General features: G+C 68.5%; 22 protein-coding genes. 10 read left to right on the forward strand and 12 right to left on the reverse strand.

The genetic code is table 11. The features are described 5' to 3' along the window. Window positions 1–17 precede the first annotated feature (17 nt). Together AAC997_RS12505 and AAC997_RS12510 are read left to right on the forward strand one after the other, a co-directional pair. A complete protein-coding gene (locus AAC997_RS12505; protein WP_340646029.1) occupies window positions 18–1,220 on the forward strand; it encodes a Xaa-Pro peptidase family protein in 1,203 nt (400 codons plus the stop codon). Between the two features lie 76 nt (window positions 1,221–1,296). Continuing rightward, window positions 1,297–1,821, forward strand: coding sequence for a GNAT family N-acetyltransferase (locus tag AAC997_RS12510; protein ID WP_340646030.1), 525 nt, complete (start codon window positions 1,297–1,299; stop codon window positions 1,819–1,821). Here the strand turns inward: AAC997_RS12510 and AAC997_RS12515 are convergent. From AAC997_RS12515 to AAC997_RS12535, 5 genes are all read right to left on the reverse strand, one after another. Beyond that, window positions 1,818–1,955, reverse strand: coding sequence for a hypothetical protein (locus AAC997_RS12515; RefSeq protein WP_340646031.1), 138 nt, complete (start codon window positions 1,953–1,955; stop codon window positions 1,818–1,820). The genes AAC997_RS12510 and AAC997_RS12515 overlap by 4 nt on opposite strands. Before the next feature lie 80 nt (window positions 1,956–2,035). After that, window positions 2,036–2,977 (reverse strand): retroviral-like aspartic protease family protein, encoded by a 942-nt coding sequence (locus AAC997_RS12520; protein WP_340646032.1) that lies wholly within the window; start codon window positions 2,975–2,977, stop codon window positions 2,036–2,038. A 2-nt stretch (window positions 2,978–2,979) separates the two neighbouring features. Beyond that, complete coding sequence (locus AAC997_RS12525; protein ID WP_340646033.1) at window positions 2,980–4,116, reverse strand: zinc-binding dehydrogenase; 1,137 nt, start codon at window positions 4,114–4,116, stop codon at window positions 2,980–2,982. A 102-nt stretch (window positions 4,117–4,218) separates the two neighbouring features. After that, window positions 4,219–5,832 carry a GMC family oxidoreductase N-terminal domain-containing protein gene (locus tag AAC997_RS12530; protein WP_340646034.1) on the reverse strand — a complete coding sequence of 538 codons (1,614 nt, stop codon included), beginning with the start codon at window positions 5,830–5,832 and terminating at the stop codon, window positions 4,219–4,221. A gap of 7 nt (window positions 5,833–5,839) precedes the next feature. Then, window positions 5,840–6,559, reverse strand: coding sequence for a class I SAM-dependent methyltransferase (locus tag AAC997_RS12535; protein ID WP_340646035.1), 720 nt, complete (start codon window positions 6,557–6,559; stop codon window positions 5,840–5,842). An 84-nt stretch (window positions 6,560–6,643) separates the two neighbouring features. On the opposite strand from AAC997_RS12535, the gene AAC997_RS12540 reads away from it, so the two are divergent. After that, entirely contained in the window at window positions 6,644–7,582 is a 939-nt protein-coding gene (locus AAC997_RS12540) for a formylglycine-generating enzyme family protein (protein ID WP_340646036.1), read from the forward strand. Between the two features lie 220 nt (window positions 7,583–7,802). Here the strand turns inward: AAC997_RS12540 and AAC997_RS12545 are convergent, their stop codons facing one another. Then, entirely contained in the window at window positions 7,803–8,729 is a 927-nt protein-coding gene (locus tag AAC997_RS12545; RefSeq protein WP_340646037.1) for a helix-turn-helix domain-containing protein, read from the reverse strand. Between the two features lie 200 nt (window positions 8,730–8,929). Here AAC997_RS12545 and AAC997_RS12550 point away from each other — a divergent pair, with 200 nt between their 5' ends. From AAC997_RS12550 to AAC997_RS12560, 3 genes are all read left to right on the forward strand, one after another. Continuing rightward, complete coding sequence (locus AAC997_RS12550) at window positions 8,930–9,748, forward strand: dienelactone hydrolase family protein (RefSeq protein WP_340646038.1); 819 nt, start codon at window positions 8,930–8,932, stop codon at window positions 9,746–9,748. Then, window positions 9,741–10,034, forward strand: coding sequence for an antibiotic biosynthesis monooxygenase (locus tag AAC997_RS12555; protein ID WP_340646039.1), 294 nt, complete (start codon window positions 9,741–9,743; stop codon window positions 10,032–10,034). Before AAC997_RS12550 ends, AAC997_RS12555 begins: the two co-directional genes overlap by 8 nt. Window positions 10,035–10,127: 93 nt before the next feature. After that, window positions 10,128–10,994, forward strand: a complete 867-nt coding sequence (locus AAC997_RS12560; RefSeq protein WP_340646040.1) for an alpha/beta hydrolase — start codon at window positions 10,128–10,130, stop codon at window positions 10,992–10,994. On the opposite strand, the gene AAC997_RS12565 is transcribed toward AAC997_RS12560, so the two are convergent. Together AAC997_RS12565 and AAC997_RS12570 are read right to left on the reverse strand one after the other, a co-directional pair. Further along, window positions 10,995–11,786, reverse strand: coding sequence for a cyclase family protein (locus AAC997_RS12565; RefSeq protein WP_340646041.1), 792 nt, complete (start codon window positions 11,784–11,786; stop codon window positions 10,995–10,997). Then, window positions 11,783–12,781, reverse strand: coding sequence for a zinc-binding dehydrogenase (locus AAC997_RS12570; RefSeq protein WP_340646042.1), 999 nt, complete (start codon window positions 12,779–12,781; stop codon window positions 11,783–11,785). Before AAC997_RS12570 ends, AAC997_RS12565 begins: the two co-directional genes overlap by 4 nt. 69 nt (window positions 12,782–12,850) lie before the next feature. Between AAC997_RS12570 and AAC997_RS12575 the strand changes: the two genes are divergently transcribed. Together AAC997_RS12575 and AAC997_RS12580 are read left to right on the forward strand one after the other, a co-directional pair. Continuing rightward, a complete protein-coding gene (locus AAC997_RS12575; protein WP_340646043.1) occupies window positions 12,851–13,771 on the forward strand; it encodes a LysR family transcriptional regulator in 921 nt (306 codons plus the stop codon). Between the two features lie 227 nt (window positions 13,772–13,998). Further along, on the forward strand, window positions 13,999–15,570 hold the full coding sequence (locus tag AAC997_RS12580; protein WP_340646044.1) for a carboxylesterase family protein: 1,572 nt from the start codon (window positions 13,999–14,001) through the stop codon (window positions 15,568–15,570). 375 nt (window positions 15,571–15,945) lie between these two features. Here AAC997_RS12580 and AAC997_RS12585 read toward each other — a convergent pair whose 3' ends face one another. Together AAC997_RS12585 and AAC997_RS12590 are read right to left on the reverse strand one after the other, a co-directional pair. Next, window positions 15,946–16,392 carry a DUF411 domain-containing protein gene (locus tag AAC997_RS12585; RefSeq protein ID WP_340646045.1) on the reverse strand — a complete coding sequence of 149 codons (447 nt, stop codon included), beginning with the start codon at window positions 16,390–16,392 and terminating at the stop codon, window positions 15,946–15,948. A gap of 3 nt (window positions 16,393–16,395) precedes the next feature. Further along, entirely contained in the window at window positions 16,396–16,590 is a 195-nt protein-coding gene (locus AAC997_RS12590; RefSeq protein ID WP_340646046.1) for an ammonium transporter family protein, read from the reverse strand. A gap of 325 nt (window positions 16,591–16,915) precedes the next feature. Here AAC997_RS12590 and copC point away from each other — a divergent pair, with 325 nt between their 5' ends. Together copC and copD are read left to right on the forward strand one after the other, a co-directional pair. Further along, window positions 16,916–17,281 carry a copper homeostasis periplasmic binding protein CopC gene (gene copC, locus AAC997_RS12595; protein ID WP_340646047.1) on the forward strand — a complete coding sequence of 122 codons (366 nt, stop codon included), beginning with the start codon at window positions 16,916–16,918 and terminating at the stop codon, window positions 17,279–17,281. Window positions 17,282–17,284: 3 nt separating this feature from the next. Then, window positions 17,285–18,211 (forward strand): copper homeostasis membrane protein CopD, encoded by a 927-nt coding sequence (gene copD, locus AAC997_RS12600; RefSeq protein WP_340646048.1) that lies wholly within the window; start codon window positions 17,285–17,287, stop codon window positions 18,209–18,211. Window positions 18,212–18,238: 27 nt separating this feature from the next. Here the strand turns inward: copD and AAC997_RS12605 are convergent, their stop codons facing one another. Beyond that, the gene (locus AAC997_RS12605) at window positions 18,239–18,907 is read right to left on the reverse strand and encodes a copper resistance protein B (protein WP_340646049.1); all 669 of its coding nucleotides are present in this window, start codon (window positions 18,905–18,907) and stop codon (window positions 18,239–18,241) included. Window positions 18,908–19,419: 512 nt separating this feature from the next. Then, a partial coding sequence (locus tag AAC997_RS12610) for a multicopper oxidase domain-containing protein (protein ID WP_340646051.1) occupies window positions 19,420–19,584 on the reverse strand: 165 nt, incomplete at its 5' end.

The following is a 19,584-nucleotide window of genomic DNA, read 5'->3' on the forward strand; positions in this document are numbered from 1 at the left end:
TAGACCAGGAGCATCGGATGACCCACGGCATCGGCGGATCGACGGCGGAAGACCAGCTGGCCGACCTCGCGCCCTGGCCCAAGGCGCCGGCCATCGGGCCTGCGGAACGCGCCGCCCGCCTCGCCCGCGCCCGCGAACTGATGGGTCAGATCGGCGCCGAGGCCCTGATCATCGGGGCCGGGCCGTCCCTGCGCTATTTCACCGGCGTCGCCTGGAACCCCACAGAGCGACTTGTGGCGATGATCCTGCCGATCACCGGCCCGCTGAAGATGATCTGCCCCCGGTTCGAGCTGGGCTCGCTGCAGGCCGCCCTGCTGGTGGAGGCCGAACTCCTGCTCTGGGAGGAGCATGAAAGCCCCTACGTCCTCACCGCCCGGGCCCTGGCCGACCTGGGCGCCACGTCCCTGGCCATAGACCCCGCCCTGCCCTTCTTCGTCTTCAACGGTCTGCGCCTGGCCGCCCCCGAGCTCGCCCTATTGGACGGCGCTCCGGCTGTGGACGGCTGCCGATCCATCAAGTCGCCCGCCGAACTGGCCCTGATGTCCCAGGCCAAGGCCATGACCCTGGAGGTCCACCGCCGCGCCGCCCGTATCCTGGCGCCGGGGATCACCACGGGTGAGGTCCGTCGGTTCATCGACCAGGCCCACCGCGCGCTCGGGGCCGACGATGGTTCGTCCTTCTGCGCGGTGCAGTTCGGGGTGGCCAGCGCCTATCCCCACGGCCTGCCGGGGGAGCAGGCCCTGGTCAAGAACGACCTCGTGCTCATCGACACCGGCTGCAAGGTTGAGGGCTACAACTCCGACATCACCCGCACCTACGTCTTCGGCCACGCGACCCCGGACCAGGCCCGTGTCTGGGAGATCGAGAAACGCGCCCAGGCCGCCGCCTTCGCCGCCGTGAAGCCCGGCGTTCTCTGCGAGGAGATCGACGCCGTCGCCCGCCGCGTGCTCGCCGCCGGAGGCTTCAGCCCAGACTACGATCTGCCCGGCCTGCCCCACCGCACCGGCCACGGCATCGGCCTGTCGATCCACGAGGCGCCCTATCTGGTGCGCGGGGACAAGACGCCGCTGGCGGTCGGCATGTGCTTCTCCAACGAACCCATGATCGTCATCCCCGAGACCTTCGGCGTCCGGCTGGAAGACCACTTCCATGTCACGCAGGACGGGGCCGCCTGGTTCACGCAGCCCCAGGACAGCCTCGAGGCGCCGTTCGGCCGCTAGGGGTCGAACGCCGCGCAAGGAGAATAGGCCCAGGCCCGGGCTTGCGGCGAAACACCGCCCATGACTTTAGGAATTCATGCCGCTCTATCCCGCCACCGCCGCCGACCTGCCCGTCATCGTCGACCTCGTGAACGCCGCCTATCGCGGCGAGACGTCCCGCCAGGGCTGGACCACCGAAGCTGACTTTCTCGAGGGCCAGCGCACGGATCTCGTGACCCTGACCCGCGATCTCGCTGAGACACCAGGCGCGGGGCTTTTCATGTGGCGAGACGATCCCGACACCCCCCTGCTGGGGACGGTCTGGCTGGAGCCGGCGGAAGCCGGTGTCTGGCACCTGGGCATGCTGACTGTTCGCCCTGACCGCCAGGCGCGGCGCCTGGGCCGAACCTTGCTGCACGCCGCCGAAGCCATCGCCGAGCGCAAGGGCGCGCGCCGCATCCGCATGACCGTGGTCAACATCCGCGACACCCTGATCGCCTGGTACGCCCGCCGCGGCTACGACCCCACCGGCGAGACCCGGCCGTTTCCCTATGGCGACAAACGTTTCGGCGACCCCCTGCGGGACGACCTGGCCTTCGTCGTTCTGGAGAAGACCCTCTAGGCCCTGCCCGGCTTCGCCAACCCATCCAGCCGCGCCGACAGTCGCTCGAACAGGGCCACCGGCTCCACGCCCACCGAGCGCGCGACCTTATAGAATTTCAGGGTGTCGATCCGCCGCTGGCCGGTCTCGATCATGCAGACGTGGCTGGCGGTCTTGCCGATACGCCAAGGTCGGGTGGCGTGGCCGGGCGCTGACCCCGACCCGCGCGGCAGCGCTACGCGATCTCGAAGGTGACGGTGGAGCGCCCAAAGTCCAGAGCCACCGAGGTGAACTCCGCCATCAGATCCATTCCCAGCACCAGGGCGGGCTTCGTCCCAAGGCCCCACAGGCCGAAGACCGACAGGTCGGCGAACACCACCGGCACATTGCCCAACTGCAAGCCGCCGACCCGTAGGAACGGCAGATAGAGCAAGTCCCCCACGAAGGTCTCACCGGTCACCGAGACCATGGTCACCTTCTCCAGCTTCCGCTCGATCCTCGGGTCGAGCATCCTGCGCAAGGTCGGATTGCCGATGGAGAGCTGGGCCCCGGAGTCGATCATGCAGCTGATCGGCCTGGCGCCCATGTCGGCGTCGACGATGGTCAGTTGCCCCGCATGCCGCCGCGCCGGCACCACCACGCTCTTCACCGTGCTCACATCACGCCGTGAGCTGGTGATGGCGACATGCTTCTGCGCCATGTTCAGCACCAGCCGCTGGCCGCGCAGCCAGTCCACCGCCAGCAGGCCCTCGATATCGGTGCCCACGAAGGGCAGGACGGGGACCTTCACGCGACGCTGGGCGCGGCTGCCAACCTGCAGACGGTCAACCAGCACGCTCTGACGGGTGCGCCGGCCGATGATTGTGTTCACCACCACCTTGCCTGCGGACGGCAGGGCGAGCCTTGCAGCCAGGGTCGTGGAGATACACGAGCGATTGGCCCCGGTATCCACCATGAAGTCGAAGGGACCCTGGCCGTCGATCGTCACCGGCACGGTGATGCGGGAGAAGGCGTCTTTGCCGCTGTCGACCTGGGTGGGCTCGAGCGTCGCCTCATCGTCCGGCGTTATCTGCGGGGCCATGGCGGGCGGGGTCTGGGCATAACCCAGCCCGCCGCCCAGCAGCATCGTGCCGCCGATCGCGCCCGCAGCGGCGCGCCGGGTCAGCCCGCCGCTCACAGCTAGGTGAGGCCTTTGCTCGGGTTGATCAGGTACTTCTCGCCCGTGGCGCGGCGGTTGTACCCGGCCATGATCTCGGGGTTCAGGGTCTCGGCCAGCGAGATCTCGTGCGAATAGTGGCTGGCGAAGGTGGTCTTCAGCTCGTCCAGCACCCGCTGGCGCAGCTTGCCGCCGGCCTCGGCGCCGATCTTCATCAGGAATGGCGTCAGGAGCCAGCCTCCCAGGCCCCAGGACATGCCAAAGGCGCGGTTCAGTTCGGTGGGACCCGTGTTCAGGCCGCCATAGATGTAGACCTGCTTGTAGGTGGTGGAGCCGTAGCGGCTGTAGGTCTTGGCCGTCATGTTGGCGGCGACCTCCATCCCGCTGAGGATCTGGCCGGCCAGCTTGCCGCCGCCGATGGCGTCGAAGGCGAGCGTCGCGCCGGTGGCGACCAGCGCCTTGATCAGCTCTTCCATGAAGTCAGGCGCGGTGGAGTCCACCACATGCTTGGCGCCGATGTCCTTGAGGATCTTGGCCTGCTCGGCGCTGCGGACGATGTTCACCAGGTCGACGCCGTCCTTGAGGCAGACCTTGTTCAGCATCTGGCCGAGGTTGGAGGCTGCGGCGGTGTGAACCAACGCCTTGTGGCCCTCCATCCGCATCGTCTCCACCATGCCCAGAGCGGTCAGCGGATTGACGAAGCACGAGGCGCCATCGGCGGCGGTGGCGCCGGCCGGCAACGCCAGGACGTCGGCGGCCTTCAGCAGGCGGTACTGGGCGTACATCGCGCCCCCCAGCATGGCGACGGTCTTGCCCAGCAGGGCCTGGACGTTGGCGCCGGCCTTGATGACCTCGCCGGCGCCCTCATTGCCGACGGGCATGGATTCATCGGCCCGGGCGGCCATGGCGCGCATGAAGTTGGGCTGAATGGGGGCGGTCGTCACCGGGCGATCAGCCGTCCCCGAGGTCTTGGCCTGGGCCACGTCGATGGGGCCCAGCAGCAGCCCGAGGTCAGACGGGTTGATCGGCGAGGCCTGGACGCGGACCAGGATTTCGTCGGGACCGGGCTCAGGGTGCGAAACAGTGGCCAGGGACAATTCCAGCTCGCCGCTCGACTTCACCAGGGAGCGCAGCTCCAGCCCTTGAGTTTCGTTGCTCATCTGCGTTTCCAATCCCGTGTTGTGGTCTTATCCGCGCCCGAGGCGCGTCTCGTCTTCACTTAGGGGGCGCGGGGCGCGGTTGCGAGCCCGACCTGAAAATTCTCAGGCTTGACGCCGGGCGTCCTCGACCATCATCCGCGCGGCCTTCTCGGCGATCATCATGGTGGGGGAGTTGGTGTTGCCCGAGGTGATGGTGGGCATCACCGAAGCGTCGGCGACCCGCAAGGCGCCGACGCCATGCACCCGCAGCCGCGCATCCACCACCGCGCCGAGGTCGCTCTCCAGGCCCATCCTGGCGGTCCCAACCGGATGGAAGATCGTCGTGCCCAGGGTGCGGGCCGCAGCCAGCAACTCGTCGTCGCTCTGGGCCTGCGCGCCCGGTCGCTGCTCCACCGGCGCGAACTGCGCCAGGGGCGGTTGGGCGACGATGGCGCGAACCAGGCGCATGGCGTCCACCGCCACCCGCTCATCCTCGCGGGTCGAGAGGTAGTTGGGCTGGATCAGGGGAGCCTCGCGCGGATCAGCGCTGGCGGCATGGATGGAGCCCCGGCTGGCGGGGCGCAGGTTGCAGACGCTGACCGTGATGGCCGGCGCCAGGTGCAGCGCCTCTCCGAACCTGTCGAGGGACAAGGGCTGGACATGGAACTGCAGGTTCGGCGTCGCCTGCTCGGGCGAAGACCTGGCGAAAGCCCCCAGCTGCGACGGCGCCATCGACATCGGCCCTCTGCGGAACAGGGCGTACTCCGCCGCCATCAGCGGCCGGCGCCACCAGGAGGCGTAGAGCTCGTTCATGGTCGGCACGCCGGTGACCCCGTAATAGGGCCGGATCTGCAGGTGGTCCTGCAGGTTCTCACCCACGCCGGGCAGATGTCGCACGGTCTCGACCCCCAGGGCCCGCAGCCGGCGGCCGTCGCCGATCCCCGACAATTCCAGGATCTGCGGCGTCCCCACCGCCCCGGCCGCCAGCACGACCTCGCCGTCGGCTCGGGCCTCGAAGGCCTCGCTCCCATGGGTCCAGGCCACCCCGATGGCGCGGCCCTCCTGGATCAACACCCGGCTCACCTGGGCGCCGGTCACAAGTTTCAGGTTCGGCCGGGTCAGCACCGGTTTGAGGAACCCCCGCGCCGCGCTCCAACGCCGCCCCGCCTTCTGGTTCACCTGGAAATAGCCGACGCCGGCATTGTCGCCGCCGTTGAAATCTCCAACCGCCGGGATGCCGGCCATCTCGGCGGCCTGCGCGAAGGAGTCCAGCACCTCCCAGCGCATGCGCGGATGTTCCACCCGCCATTCGCCGCCGCTGCGGTGATGGTCGCCCTCCGGCGCGATGTGGTCCTCCTGGGACAGGAACAGCGGCAGGACATCATCCCAGCCCCAGCCGGCCAGCCCCGTCTGCCGCCAGGCGTCATAGTCGGCGGCCTGGCCGCGCATATAGATCATGGCGTTGATGGCCGATGAGCCACCGATCACCTTGCCCCGCGGATAGGCGAGCTTGCGGTCCGCGAGCCCCGGGATGGCCTGAGTCTCGAACATCCAGTCGGCGCGGGGGTTGCCGATGGAGAAGAGATAGCCAACCGGGATGTGGAACCAGATCCAGTCGTCCTTGCCGCCCGCCTCCAGAACCAGCACGCGCTTGGCCGGGTCGGCCGACAGCCGGTTGGCCAGCACGCAGCCGGCCGAGCCGCCGCCGACGATGATGTAGTCGAAGTGTTCGGCCATGGCGGCCCTAGTCGTAATTCATGAAGGCGCGGGCCTGCCGGTCGGCGATCCGCGCGGCGCGGAAGGTCAGCTCCGGCAGGGTCGCCTGGATCAGCCGGAAGCAGGGCTCCACAGCGTGTTCTGTTGTGCAGACCAGCTTGGTGCCGCCGCCCATCAGCGGACCAGATCGGGGGATCACCGCCACCGGATAGAGGTTCGGCGCCTGCCTCAGGCTGTCGATAATCCCCTCGGTCACGTCAGGGAACCAGTCATGCAGGTAGTCGTCGATCACCACGATCGCGCCCTCCACCAGGTAGCTGGCCGCCAACTGGATGTCGTTGAACACCGCCTCATAGGCATGGTCACCGTCGATGTGGACGAAGCGCGCCGGCGCCCCCAGAAGGTCGGCCCATCCCGCCGGATCGATGGTACGGGAATCGGCCTTGGCGAACCGTACATTGGCCACAGCCTCCGGGCTGACCACACGGGTCAGGTGCCCCACCAGCACCTCGGCGATGTCGCCCTCGAACACGTCGACACCCAGCAACCTGTCCTCACCGGCCGCAAGGGCCATGCCCACGAAGGTCTTGCCATGGTAGGTGCCGATCTCGGCCAGGGGCCCCCGCAAGCCGGCCTGGGTCTGCCAGGACAGCAGGGTCGAGAAGACGCGGGCCGATCGCGGCGAGATGAAACCCGCCACGCTCTCCATGCCGCCGCCGGCTGCGAACCACGCCTCGTGATCAGCCATGCCCAACTCCCCGAGTCGCCATGACCCGCGCCTTGAGCGATACGGTTTGGCGTCGGTGGTGACAATGCGCGACAGGGAGCGGCCATGAGAGACACGAAATCCGACCCCGCCATCGCGCCGGGCGCGCGACGTCCCGGCATGTCATGGATTCCCGGCGGGGCGTTCCGCATGGGATCCGAGCGTCACTATCCCGAGGAGGCCCCGGCCCGCGACGCATGGGTGGACGGGTTCTGGATCGACACCGCACCCGTCACCAACCGCCAGTTCGCCCGTTTCGTGCGGGAGACCGGCTGGATCACCTTCGCCGAAATCCCGCCCGATCCCGCCGATTATCCCGGCGCGACGCCGGAAACCCTGGTGGCCGGCTCCCTGGTCTTCACCCCGCCCGCGGGCCCCGTCGCCTTGGACAATCCTGGGGCTTGGTGGCGCTATGAGCCCGGCGCCGTCTGGCGTCATCCGCTTGGCCCCAACAGCGGCTTGGCGGGCCTCTGGGAACATCCTGTCGTCCATGTCGCCTGGATCGACGCCGAGGCCTACGCCGCCTGGGCCGGCGCCGATCTGCCCACCGAGGCGGAATGGGAGTTCGCCGCCCGCGGCGGTCTCGCCGACACGGAATTCGCGTGGGGCGACGAACTGTCGCCGAAGGGCAAGCCGATGGCCAATACCTGGCAAGGGCAATTTCCGCACCAGAGCCTCAAGCCGAACGGCCGCTTCCGCACCTCAAAGGTCGGCAGCTTCCCAGCCAACGGCTACGGACTTTCCGACATGATCGGCAATGTCTGGGAATGGACCGCGGACAGCTGGTCCACCGCGGACACGCGTCGGACGGTATCGGCCTGCTGCGCCGCGCCGGCGGAGACCTTCGATCCCGACGCCCCCACCATCGCCCGCAAGGTCCTGAAGGGCGGTTCGCACCTCTGCGCGCCCTCCTACTGCCGCCGCTATCGGCCGGCCGCGCGCCATGCGCAGAGCCTCGACAGTTCCACCTCCCACGTCGGCTTCCGCTGCGTGGTTCGCCCCTGATCACGTCTCGCCGAGCCGGCTGCCCCGTAGTCGCTCAGGGTCTTGGCGCCGTTCCGGCTGAGCACCTCCGCCACATGAGGGGCGAACCAGATGGAGGCGACGCCGTAGTTGGGGTTCTGGTGCAGCACCTGCTGCTGCCTGCGGTATTCTTCCGAAATCACGGGGGCGAGCGTGTCGGTCATGCCGGCAGTATTTCACAGCCGGCGTTGGCTCGCCAGTTTCACGGCCGCCGAAGTTCGGCCGGCGAGCGCCGCGCCTCCCGCCGGATCAACCGCCGCAGGGTGGAAGGCTCGGCATAGCCGACCCGACGCGCGACCTCGTCCACCGACAGGCGCGTGGTCTCCAGCAGGCGTTCGGCAGCTTCCATGCGGATCCGCTGGGCGAACTTCACCGGCGACAGGCCGCAGACAGAGGCGAGCCGCCGCGCGAAGGTGCGGGGCGACAGGCCGGCCGCGGCCGCCAGCTCGTCCATGCTGAAGTCGCGAGCGATGTGTTCCCGCGCCCAGGCCTCCGCCCGGGAGATCTGGGCGTCCTGTCCCGCCAGGAAGGTCACCGCCATATAGGGCGCCTGCGAGCGGCGCTGGTCCAGCAACAGGTAGCGGGCGCAGGCCTCGGAAAGGCCCGGGCTGGCGAACTTGGCGACCACCGCCAGCATCAGATCCATCTGCGCCATGGCCGCGCCGGCGGTGGCGATCGGCCAGTCGGCCACGACGATCTGCTCGGTGACGAGCGCCACCTCGGGGTGCAGACGCCGAAATACCGGCGCCAACCACCAGGTTGTGGTCGCCCGCCGGCCCGACAGCAGGCCGGCCTGGGCCAGGATGAAGGTGCTGGCGCAGGAGGCCGCAACGCAGGCGCCCGCCATATGGGCCTGCGCCGCGAAACGGGCGGCGCGGCGCACCGCCGGGGTAGCCAGTCCCTCAATCAGCTCCGCCTCCGAACGGACCCCCAGGCCCGGCATGATGAGCAGGTCCCCGCGCCCCAGCTCCGGCATGCCCCCCCGCTCGGCCCGGACAGCGATGACCTCGAACGGGGCCTTTCGCCCACCGCGCAGACTAACGTCGTTGGCCGTCTCCAGAGCGTCCAGGGTGATGGCGAGGCTGGAGGCCAGCCCGCCGGGCAGGGCAAGAACCGCGACCCGTGTCATTGGCAAGTTATCCCCGAAAGGTGTCGATTTCGACCCTATCAACAGCGGCCGCCTATCGCAAACATGGGTGGAACGTCGCCCTCCGGAAGTCGCCATGCCAACCCTCATCGCCAAGGTCCGTCTGGGTGCGTTCGACTTGGCCAAGGCCGGCGGCCTCAAGCCTCCGCCGCACCTTCCCCCCGCCCGATCGGAGCCCATCCATGCGCCAACAGACCCTGACCCAGGACGACGCCCTGGACGACTTCAAGGCCCGAGAATTCACCCTTGAAGGCGCCACCAAGCGAGTCCATCTCGCCGGGACCGGTCCGGCGGTGATCGTCATGACCGAGATGCCCGGGATCAGCCCCCATGTGGCCCGCTTCGCCCGCTGGGTCCGTGACGCGGGCTTCACCGTCTACATGCCCTCGCTGTTTGGCCGGGATGGGGCGATCCCGGATGCCGACGAGGGGGCGGCGGTCTTCCGGCGCGCCTGCGTCAGCGCGGAGTTCCGGGCCTTCGGCGCGGGCGCCTCGGCGCCTGTGACCGTCTGGCTCAGGGCCCTGGCGCGCCAGGCGCACGCCGATTGCGGCGGTCCTGGCGTCGGCGCCATCGGCATGTGCTTCACCGGAAACTTCGCCCTGTCCCTGATGCTGGAGAGCGCCGTGCTGGCCCCCGTACTCTCCCAGCCATCCCTGCCCCTCGACGATCCCGGCGGCCTGGACATCGCACCGGAGGACCTCGCCGCCGTCCGCGACCGCCTGGACCGGGAGGACCTCACCGTGCTGGGCTACCGCTTCGAGGGCGACCAGGTCTGCCGCGCCGAGCGGTTCGTGGCCCTCGCCCAGGCGCTGGGCGACCGGTTCGTCAGCAGAACCTTGCCCGACAGCGCCGCTCATGACGCGCCGCCGCCCTTCTTCCAGCGCCATGTCGCCTTCCCCCACAGCGTCGTGACCGCCCACCTGATCGACGAGGCTGGTCAGCCGACCCTGGCCGCGCGCGACGAGATTCTCGCCTTCTTCCGCCGGAGACTGCATGCCTGACGCTGGCCCCTACGTCCTGATCCTGCACGAGGTCGAGGACTATGCCGCCTGGAAGGTCGTGTTCGACGACGCGGCGGCCATCCGCAAGGCGGCCGGCGAGTTGAGCTTCCAGGTCCTTCGCCACGACGATGACGCCAACCGCATCGTCCACTTCTCACGCTGGGCCAGCCTGGAAGGCGCCCGAACCTTCTTCGAGTCCCCGGCCCTGGTGGAGATCCGCCGGCGGGCCGGTGTCCGCGCGCCGCAGTTCCTCTACCTCAGCCAGCTCGAACAGGGCGATCTCTAGGCGCAGGCCCCCTTGATGGGGCTGCGGGCGACCACTGGCGGAGGCGGCGAGCTGCTGTGCTAAGGGTGGCCCGCCCTGCTCACGGAGACCGCCATGGAAGGCCCGACATCCCACTTCTACTTCTCGCAGCGGCTGCGCCTGCACTATGTCGACTGGGGCAACGAAGGGGCGCCGCCCCTGGTCCTGGTCCATGGCGGCCGCGACCATTGCCGCAACTGGGACTGGGTCGCCGAACGGCTCCGTGACCGCTACCACGTGATCGCGCCGGATCTTCGCGGACATGGCGACAGCGCCTGGGCGGTGGGCGGCGGCTACGACAACGCCGCCTACCTCTACGACCTCGCCCAGATCATCCATCAGAAGGACATGGCGCCGGTCACCATCATCTCCCATTCCCTGGGCGCGGGGATCGCGCTGAACTACTGCGGCGCCTTCCCCGACAGCGTGAAGAAGATCGTCGCCATCGAGGGCCTCGGCCCCTCCCCCGCCGTGATGGCCGAGCAAGCCAAGCGCACGGTGGAGGAACGGCTGCGCGGTTGGGTCGCCGACCGCCGCAAGAACTCCGGCCGCACCCCGCGCCGCTACGCCAGCATCGACGAGGCCGTCGCCCGCATGGCGCAGCAGAACCCCCACCTTTCCGCCGAACAGGCGCGACACCTGACCATCTACGGGGTCAATCAGAACGAGGACGGGACCTATTCCTGGAAGTTCGACAACCACACCGGCGGCGGGGTCGGCGGCCTCAGCCATGCCGACCAGCACCGACTGTGGGGCCAGATCACTGCACCGGTCCTACTGGTGCGCGGCGCGGAGTCCTGGGCCTCCGATCCGGTCATCGACGGCCGAATCCAGCACTTCAGAAACGCCCGGCTGGTGAACTTCGAGGGCGCCGGGCACTGGGTCCACCATGACCGGCTCGACGGCTTCATGGCCGAGGTGGAGACCTTCCTCGCCGAATAGTCAGGCCTCCACGAAGGCCACGACCCGTGCGGGGGCCGCGCTGCATCCGGCCAGCCGCAGGGGGAAGAAGCCCACCTTGAAGCCGCTCGCCGGCAGACTCCTCAGGTTGTCCAACTGCTGGACGATGAAAACCTCCCGGTCGCGGCCGGCGAAGTGCCCGTCCCATATCTCCCCGGCGTTCCCGGTCGCCAGGAAGGCCTTGCGCATCACCGGGAACGGGCGATCCCAGCCCATGGCGTCGGTGCCCAGGATCTTCGCCCCCTGGTCGGCCAGGAACAGGGTCCCATCGCGGGTCATGCCCGGATAGGAGAACATCCCCTCGTCGGCGACCGTATAGGCTTCCTGCCCCGTGCGGATCATCAGCGCGCCGCCCTCCGGCGGCTTGGCGCCCGTCGCCGCGATCGCCGCCTTCAGGGCCTCGACCGTGATTCCCTCGCCCTGGGTGGAACCCCTCAGGTCCAGGACCATGCCGTCGACATAGAGTTCCTCCAGGGCGATGTCGGATATGGTCCGCGCGGGTTTGCCCTCGCAGGTCGAACCATAGTGCAGCGGCGCATCGACATGGGTGCCCAGGTGGGTGGTGATGCGCAGCCGTTCGTCGCCCCAGCCCTCGCCCCCGGGCAGGTCGTGCTTCTGACAGCCGAACAGCGAACACATGACGGTCGCGCCCTCGCCCCAGGGGGTGATCGGTTCGATATTCGGGACCAGGTTGTTCCCCCAGCCCTTGTATCTCTCGGGCAGCCGATCGCGGTCGGCGGCGTCCAGCAGCCGGGTCAGGTCGATAAGCTTCATAGCCGGAACACCACCTTGCCCGAGGTCTCCCCACGCTCCATCGCGGCCTGGACCTTGGCGATGTCCTCGATGGGGTGGATCACCGGGGCGGTCAGGGGCTCGGTCTTCAGCCAGTCCTTCACATAGGCCTGCGCCCGCGCCATTTCCGGCGAGCCGGCATAGGGGATGATCGAGAACGGCAGGATGGCGATCGAGTCGTAGGAGTACTCGAAGGGGTTCACCGCCTCCGTCCCGCCCGGCGTGCCGTACAGGACCCAGCGGCCCAGGCGGCGGATCACCCGGCGGTCAGTCTTCAGCGTCGCCCCCCCGACGCCGTTCAGAGCCACGTGCACGCCGGCCGGAGGGGCCCCCGGCGCGAATCCCGCCGGCTTGACGCCAGCAATCTTGCCGACCTCGGCCACATAGTCGTGCGTCTTGTAATTGATGGCGTGATCGGCGCCGTTGGCCAGCACCTGGGCGACCTTCTCGTCGGACCCGGCCAAGCCGATAACGGTGACATTCTGGAACTTCCTTTTCAGGATCTGCACCACCAGCATGCCCACGCCACCGGCCGCAGCGTGGACCAGAACCGTCTCGCCCTCCTGGACCTTGGCCCACTCGTAAACCAGCATGTAGGCGGTGGGCAGGTTGACCCGGGTGACCAGCATGGTCTCCAGCGGCACGTGGTCTGGCACCCGCCCCACCGCGGCCACCGGCGCCCGCAGGAACGCCGCATAGGCGCCCCCCTGCGGCTGGGCCACGACGCGGTCACCGACCGTCAAGTGGCTGACGCCCTCCCCCAGTTCGGCCACGACGCCCACCGCCTCCATGCCGGGCACGAAGGCGCCGGTCTGGGTGCGCACCGGGATGCCCTTGCGGCCCATGATGTCACCCCACCGCAAACCGGCGAACGCGACCTCGATCAACACCTCGCCGGCGCGAGGGCTGGGCTTGGGCAGATCGACGATCTGGAAGTTCTCCGCCGGACCGTATTCGCTGAGTTGCGCCGCCTTCATGTGTCTCGCCTCCTGTTGAGTTCAGGAGGACTAGCGGGCGGATGGGGCTCGATATACTGAATTCCAAGCATGAGTGATATTGGATTTCAGAATATCCGGAAACTGGACGGCGGCCTGCTGCTGGTGTTCCGCGAGTTGATGCGCCAAGGCCGCGCCACCGCTGCGGCTGAACGGCTGGGCCTGTCGCAATCGGGAGTCAGCCACGCCCTGGCCCGCCTGCGCGAGGTGTTCGGCGACCCCCTGTTCATCCGCCGTCCGCATGGGCTGGAGCCGACCCGGCGAGCCCTCGAGCTGGCGCCGCGCATCGAGGCCCTGATCGATGCGGCTCAGGACCTGGTGGGCGGCGCGCCCGCCTTCGAGCCGGCCCACTCCGAGCGGCAGTTCCATATCGGCGCGGCGGACTTCGTGGCGGCCTTGCTGGCCGCCCCGCTGCTGGCCGCGGTCCAGGCCGAGGCGCCGCGCGCCGCCATATCCTTCCGCTTCGCAGTGGGGGACGCAGCCCTGGACGCGCTTCGGCGCGGCGAGGTCGACCTGGCGCTGGGACGCTTCGCGAAGCTCCCTGAGCCGCTGAAACGGGAGCGTATCCTGCGGGGCTGCTACGCCGTGGCCGGCCGCGCGGGCCACCCGGCCTTCGAGGGCGGCCTGACCCTGCAAAAGTTCGCCGAGCTGGGGCATATCATGGTTGGCGCCGGCGCGACTCCCGCCGCGCCCCTGGCCGACGCGGTCCTCACCGAGCTAGGGGTCAAGCGACGGGTGGTGGCGCATACGACCCAGTTCATGACCGCCTTCACCATCGCCGCCGCCACCGACGCCGTGGTCACCGCGCCAGCGCCCTTGGCCGAACGGTATGCGCGGGCCTTTGGACTGGAGGTGGTGACGACCCCCTTCCCCTCGCCTGTGCTGGAGGTCTTCGCCGTCCATCGCATCGGCGCGAGCCCAGACCCGGCCCTGCCGTGGCTGTTGGCTCAGGTCCGAAGGGCCGCCGCCTGAGCTGAGGGCCTTCGTCAGCACGCCGGATGCCGGCCGCGCCGCGCGCCTCGGCGTGCCCTGGCGTTTACTTGGCCGAACCGTCCGTTCCGCATGACGGAACTTCATTCCGCTTATTGGAATCGACACACGCCTTGTGTCACCATGTCTCCGCCGTCGCGCACGGCGGCGTCGGGCGGTTCAAGACCTGAAGGCGCCCGAAACCCGCAATCCCAGGCCCCGGAGCCGCCATGACCGCCGACCGCCCCGAACCTTCGCCCGCCGCCACCCGCAGCGCGGAGTCCAAACTGTTTCCCATCGTCGAGACCGCCGAGGGCAAGGTGCGGGGCCTGAGGTCGGGCCGGATCTCCATCTTCAAGGGCCTGCGCTACGGCGCCGACAGTTCCGGCGCGAACCGATTCCTGCCGCCGCAGCCGGTGGCGCCGTGGGCGGGCGTCCGGGACGCCCTGGACTATGGCAATATCGCCCCGCAGATTCCTGGGGACCGACGGCACGCCTATGCTGATCTGATCCTGAACGATGTGCAGCCGGGCGGCATGGGCGAGGACTGCCTGGTGCTGAACCTCTGGACGCCCGATCCCAGCCCGAGCGCCAAGCGGCCGGTGATCGTGCGGTTCCATGGCGGCGGCTTCTACGGCGGCTCCAGCAACAATCCCGGCGGCGACGGCGAGATGCTGGCGCGGTTCGGCGACTGTGTCGTGGTGACCGTGAACCACCGCCTCAGCGCCCTGGGCTATCTCTACCTGGGCGACGACGGCCCGCTCGCCGACTCCGGGGCCGCCGGCATGCAGGACCTGGTGGCGTCGCTGCAATGGGTGGCGCGCAATGTGGCGGCCTTCGGCGGCGATCCCTCCCGTGTCCTCATCGTCGGTCAGTCCGGCGGGGGCGCAAAGGTGAGCCACCTGCTGGCGATGCCGAACGCCAAGGGCCTGTTCTCCAGCGCCGGGGTGATGAGCGGCTCGCGGCTGACCGCCATGACCCGCGAACAGGGCGCCAAGGCCGCCGACCTGTTGCTGCGCCAGCTTGGCCTGAGGGCCGACCAGATCAAGGAATTGCGGGCCGTGCCCTTCGCCACGCTCCTGGCCGCCCAGGCCGAGGTCGAGGCGGAAGACCGGGCGCGCGGTGAGGCGCCCAGGTCCTTCGCGCCGGTCATCGGCGACGCGATCCCCCGCCATCCCTTCACCCCGGGCGCGCCGCCGGAGTCCCTGGACATCCCTCTGGTGATCTCCACCGCCCTGGACGAACGCACCTATCGCGAGACCCGGTTCGACATGGGCTGGGACGAGGTCCGCAAGAACCTCGAGCGCCGGGTCGGCGCCGACGCCGACATGCTGCTCTCCGCCTATCGCGATGAGGATCCAAACACGACCGCCTTCATCATCAACGCCCGGATCAACTCCGACACCACCTTCCGGCTGGGCGCCGAGACGATGCTGGAGCGTCGGCTCGCGGGCGGGGGCGCCCCGACCTGGTCCTACCTTTGGTCCAGCCCCAGTCCCGCATTCGGTGGCCGCTATGGCGCCGTGCACGGGATCGATGTCGCCTATTCCATGCACGACATCCGCTTCCCGCTCGCCGGGCCAACCGACGACAATCTGCGGCTGGCCGACGAGATCGCCTCGGCCTGGGTCGCCCTCGCGGCCACCGGCGCGCCAACCAATCCCAAGACCCCGGCCTGGCCGGCCTATGACCTCACCGACCGCAACACCCTGGTCTTCGGCCAACCGACCCAGACCCAGAGCGATCCTCGCAAATTCTTCCGAGAATACTGGGGCAAGGCTTCAGCGGCCAAGCGCGCCTGACGCCGCACCCTTGAGAGTATCATCGCCATCAGGCCGCCGCCTCGGTTAGTTCAAGGCTTGCCCTGCCAACTCGGGACCGCGTCGTGGATCAGAAGACAGCCCTTGGCCCGAACGCCGAGCAGAGTTTCGAGTTTAGCGCCTCGGCGGCGTTGGCTGTCTCGGGCCGGAGGAACACCAGCCGGCACCTAGAGGAACAAGGCAGACATCACCACCCTGCCCGCATCGCATGATTTCTCACGCGTGCGGGCAGCGTGGGGCGCTTTAGAGGAACATCCCCAGTTCGCTTAGCCGCCACGTCTCGCGCGCGCATTGTGAGGATGGTTCGCCGCTAAGGTGATCATGACTCACGCATGCATCGAGAGGGGTTGGGGGGAGTTAGGTGTGACGGGCGAACACCCGATATTTGCCGCCAGGGAGTATGAGCAGGGTATTGTAGGGCTCTCGCTTCCCATCGCGACGCTCCATGCCAGGAGAGCCGTCAGGCATGCCCGGGACCGAGATTCCGATCGCTTTGGGGCGCTCCAGAAGCATGCGATTGAGGTCGACAATCGGCACATGGCCCACAGTCACGTAGTCGTCCACAACGCCCATGTGGCAGGACGAGAGTTCATCCGGCACGCCGCGTTTGCGCCATTCGACGCTCAGGTCTTCCACCGCCATCACTTGCGGCCGAAATCCGGCGCGCCTTACATGTGTGATCCATCCCTCGCAGCAGGCGCACCCTGCGGCCTTGTAGATCGCGATCGCCCGTCCGGGCGCCGCTTCGGCGCGCACCGCCCACGCGCCAGCCGCTAGGCCGGCCACAAAACAGCGACGGCGCATGTCTTAGTGCTTGTGCTCAGGCTCGACCTGCGGGGTCTCCGTCGGCTTCGGAGCGGCGGCCTCGTCCTTCATCCTGTCACAGCACTCCATCTTCTCGCCGTCCTTGCAACAGGCGCACTTCTCGGCGGCCATCGCGGCCCCGGTTCCGAGCACAGTCATGGCGATGGCGATGGCTGCAGTTTTGGCTAGAGTCTTCATAGTCGCACCCTCCAAATAGCCTAAGAGCGTTGCGCTCAGGATGATCGTAACCCGCTCACCAGGCGCGCGAAAGCTACTCTGATGCTCCAAGCCGACTGGGCATCCGTCGCAGATTTTGCCCCTGGCCGACGCCCTTGCTTGGGCGCGCCTCGGCTTCTGCACCATGGCCCGCTAGCCGACCGAAACCTCGTGCCGGTCGCACTCTCCGTTCGTCTGCGGCGGCACTTGATCCGCCACCTAGGCCTGCATTGACGACAGATAAGGGATTGTCCGTCCTGTTGCGTATGTTCGACAGAGACCGATCTCAGCCAATGGGAATTTGACGATGCGCCGACACCTCACCTTCGCAGGCCTTGCCGCCAGCGCCGCGCTGCTTCTCGCGGGCCAGGCCGCAGCTCATGCCCACCTCGTGACATCGACCCCGGACGCCAACGCGACGGTCGCGTCGCCGACGGTCATCAGCCTGACCTTCAATGAGAAGCTGACCCCCGCGTTCTCCAAATTCGAGCTCAGCATGCCCGCGATGAACGGCATGAAGGTCAAGATGAAAACCACCGTGTCCAAGGACCACCTGACCATCGTGGGCAAGCCCCAGGGCAAGCTGATGCCGGGCGCCTATGTGATCACCTGGCACGCGGCGACGGGTGACGGCCACAAGATGGACGGCGTCGTCCCCTTCACGGTGAAGTAGCGCGTGCTCGAGCCTGCGGTCATCGTCCTCAGGCTTTTGGAGTTCGCGGGCGCGATGATCCTCTTCGGATCATCGCTCTTCCTGATCTACGCCCTGCCCCATGACGGCGCGGGATCAGGTGCGGAGTTGGGCTGGCCGCGAAAGGTTCTGTCCTGGGCGGCCGGTGTCGTGCTGGCGGCCAGTGTGGTGGGCCTCTTGGCCCACACCTCGATCCTCGCCGGATCGGTTCGTGAGGGCATGACCGCGTCGTCCCTGTCGGCCGTGATGACCACCATGTCGATGGGGCCTTCGACGCTGATCCGGGCTGGCGCCGCGGCGCTGGCGCTCGTGGTCCTGGCGCGGCGGGTCAGCCGCGCAACCTGGCAGCTCTGCGCCGGCCTGGGCGCCGTCATCAGCGCGAGCTTCGCCTGGATGGGTCATGGCGCCGCCACCGAGGGAGCGCCGGGCCTGCTGCACCTGAGCGCCGATATCCTTCACACCCTGGCTGCGAGCGCCTGGATCGGCGCGCTTGTGGGGTTCTTCCTTCTTCTTCGACCCCGGCCGCCTTCGGTCATTCTGGACCGGGTGCTGCACAAGGCCCTCCATGGCTTCTCCGGCGTCGGTACGGGCCTAGTCGCCGTGATTGTCGCTACCGGTCTGGTCAACAGCTGGTTCCTGGTCGGACCCGCCCGCATTTCCGGCCTCTGGACCACACCATATGGCCAGCTGCTCTCATTGAAACTCGTGCTGTTCGTCAGCATGCTGGCGCTTGCGGCCGCCAATCGCTTCCGCCTGACGCCAGCGCTCGGCGCGGCCGTCGATGGCGGCCAGGCAAGCGGTCAGGCGCTCGACGCGCTGCGCCGCAGCCTGATCCTCGAGACAGCTCTCTCCATTCTGGTGTTGGGCCTGGTGGCCTGGCTCGGCACGCTGGCCCCGGTCTCCGCCGGGTAGTCGGGGCCTCGGTCGTCCAAGGACGCGCTAGAAGAAGCTCCTCACGCCGAATACGACGCTCTTGTCCTCGACGCCCTCACCCAGGGCGCGGGCATAGTCGGCGGTCCGGCCGACTTTCCGCTCCCAGGAGACGCCGATATAGGGCGCGAACTCGCGCCGGATCTCGTAACGAAGGCGGAGGCCGACTTCGGCGTTTGACAGGCCTGACCCTGTACCCGTGGCGCGGTCGTCCTGGGCGGCGAAGTTCAGCTCGGCGCGGGGCTGGAGGATCCAGCGGTTGGTCAGCCGCAGGTCGTAGCTGCCCTCCAGCCGCCCTAGCAGATCGCCCTTGGTCGAGAGGAACGCCGCGCCCTCGACCTCGAACCAATAGGGCAGCAGGGTCTCAAAGCCTACGGTGGCATAGGTGCGGCCGCGCGGCTTGAAGTCCTGTCGGACTCCAAGCTGGACGTCGGTGTAGACGCCGACCGCGCGCGAATAGAGCGCCTGCAGCTCGGCGCTTTCGACACCTTCCCCCGAGGTCCCCTCGCCTTCGGTCTTGACGACGAAGCGGTGGATGTCGCTGCCGAACCAGGCCTCACCTTCCCAGCGGTAGCCGTCAACGCCCTTACGCGCCTGGTGCTCGGCGAGGCTGACCATCACCTTGGAGACCGGCATCGCCCCGTGCTCTCGCCGCAGTTGGGTCCGCGCCGCCGCCATGGCTCCTGGAGAAAAGTAACGATCAGCAGCGTGATCTGACGGCGCTGGAGGCGGCGGCGTCTTCGGGACAACGATCTCACTCAGCAATTGCTGGCGGTCGACGGCTCCGGGCGGCGGCGGCGCCCGCGTCACGGCATGATCCGTGGGCGGAGCTCCAGGCGCCATTGTGTGCCCGGCGTGTGGGTCGGGCGCGGCGGGCATCGTGTGGCCAGCGTGAGGATCGGGTGCGGTCGGCATGGTGTGCCCCGCGTGGGGATCTGGCGTAGCGGGCATCGTGTGGCCAGCGTGGGGATCGGCCACCGGGGGTTTGGCGTGCCCGGCGTGCGGGGCCGCCGCGGCCGCTGGCTTTGACGCCGGTTTCCTGGTCTTGGCCGTTTTGGCCGGAGGCTTATTCGCGGTCGCCGTCGTAGGCGCCGGCATGCTCATGCCGTGCATCTTCGAGTGATCCATCGGCTGGGCCAGGGCTGGCGCGGCCAGGACGAGCGGCACGAGCGCGATCAGAGCGAGACGGTTCATGCCGCACCTCCAGCGAGGGGCCGAACGCTGAACACCTGAAACATGCCGCCATGCATGTGGTAGAGCATGTGGCAGTGGAACGCCCAGTCACCGGCTTCCGCCGTGAAGTCCCAGGACACCTTTCCCCCCGGCAGCACGGCCACCGTGTGCTTCATCGGTCC

It is taken from the genome of Phenylobacterium sp. (assembly GCF_037968635.1).
Classification (GTDB): domain Bacteria; phylum Pseudomonadota; class Alphaproteobacteria; order Caulobacterales; family Caulobacteraceae; genus Phenylobacterium.

Bases quoted from the DNA above. Each gene is read 5' to 3' on its own strand.
- AAC997_RS12505 (WP_340646029.1), top strand. From the start codon at position 18: ATGACCCACGGCATCGGCGGATCGACGGCGGAAGACCAGCTGGCCGAC.
- AAC997_RS12510 (WP_340646030.1), top strand. From the start codon at position 1,297: ATGCCGCTCTATCCCGCCACCGCCGCCGACCTGCCCGTCATCGTCGAC.
- AAC997_RS12515 (WP_340646031.1), bottom strand. From the start codon at position 1,955: ATGATCGAGACCGGCCAGCGGCGGATCGACACCCTGAAATTCTATAAG.
- AAC997_RS12525 (WP_340646033.1), bottom strand. From the start codon at position 4,116: ATGAGCAACGAAACTCAAGGGCTGGAGCTGCGCTCCCTGGTGAAGTCG.
- AAC997_RS12530 (WP_340646034.1), bottom strand. From the start codon at position 5,832: ATGGCCGAACACTTCGACTACATCATCGTCGGCGGCGGCTCGGCCGGC.
- AAC997_RS12535 (WP_340646035.1), bottom strand. From the start codon at position 6,559: ATGGCTGATCACGAGGCGTGGTTCGCAGCCGGCGGCGGCATGGAGAGC.
- AAC997_RS12540 (WP_340646036.1), top strand. From the start codon at position 6,644: ATGAGAGACACGAAATCCGACCCCGCCATCGCGCCGGGCGCGCGACGT.
- AAC997_RS12545 (WP_340646037.1), bottom strand. From the start codon at position 8,729: ATGACACGGGTCGCGGTTCTTGCCCTGCCCGGCGGGCTGGCCTCCAGC.
- AAC997_RS12550 (WP_340646038.1), top strand. From the start codon at position 8,930: ATGCGCCAACAGACCCTGACCCAGGACGACGCCCTGGACGACTTCAAG.
- AAC997_RS12555 (WP_340646039.1), top strand. From the start codon at position 9,741: ATGCCTGACGCTGGCCCCTACGTCCTGATCCTGCACGAGGTCGAGGAC.
- AAC997_RS12560 (WP_340646040.1), top strand. From the start codon at position 10,128: ATGGAAGGCCCGACATCCCACTTCTACTTCTCGCAGCGGCTGCGCCTG.
- AAC997_RS12565 (WP_340646041.1), bottom strand. From the start codon at position 11,786: ATGAAGCTTATCGACCTGACCCGGCTGCTGGACGCCGCCGACCGCGAT.
- AAC997_RS12570 (WP_340646042.1), bottom strand. From the start codon at position 12,781: ATGAAGGCGGCGCAACTCAGCGAATACGGTCCGGCGGAGAACTTCCAG.
- AAC997_RS12575 (WP_340646043.1), top strand. From the start codon at position 12,851: ATGAGTGATATTGGATTTCAGAATATCCGGAAACTGGACGGCGGCCTG.
- AAC997_RS12580 (WP_340646044.1), top strand. From the start codon at position 13,999: ATGACCGCCGACCGCCCCGAACCTTCGCCCGCCGCCACCCGCAGCGCG.
- AAC997_RS12585 (WP_340646045.1), bottom strand. From the start codon at position 16,392: ATGCGCCGTCGCTGTTTTGTGGCCGGCCTAGCGGCTGGCGCGTGGGCG.
- AAC997_RS12590 (WP_340646046.1), bottom strand. From the start codon at position 16,590: ATGAAGACTCTAGCCAAAACTGCAGCCATCGCCATCGCCATGACTGTG.
- copC (WP_340646047.1), top strand. From the start codon at position 16,916: ATGCGCCGACACCTCACCTTCGCAGGCCTTGCCGCCAGCGCCGCGCTG.
- AAC997_RS12605 (WP_340646049.1), bottom strand. From the start codon at position 18,907: ATGGCGGCGGCGCGGACCCAACTGCGGCGAGAGCACGGGGCGATGCCG.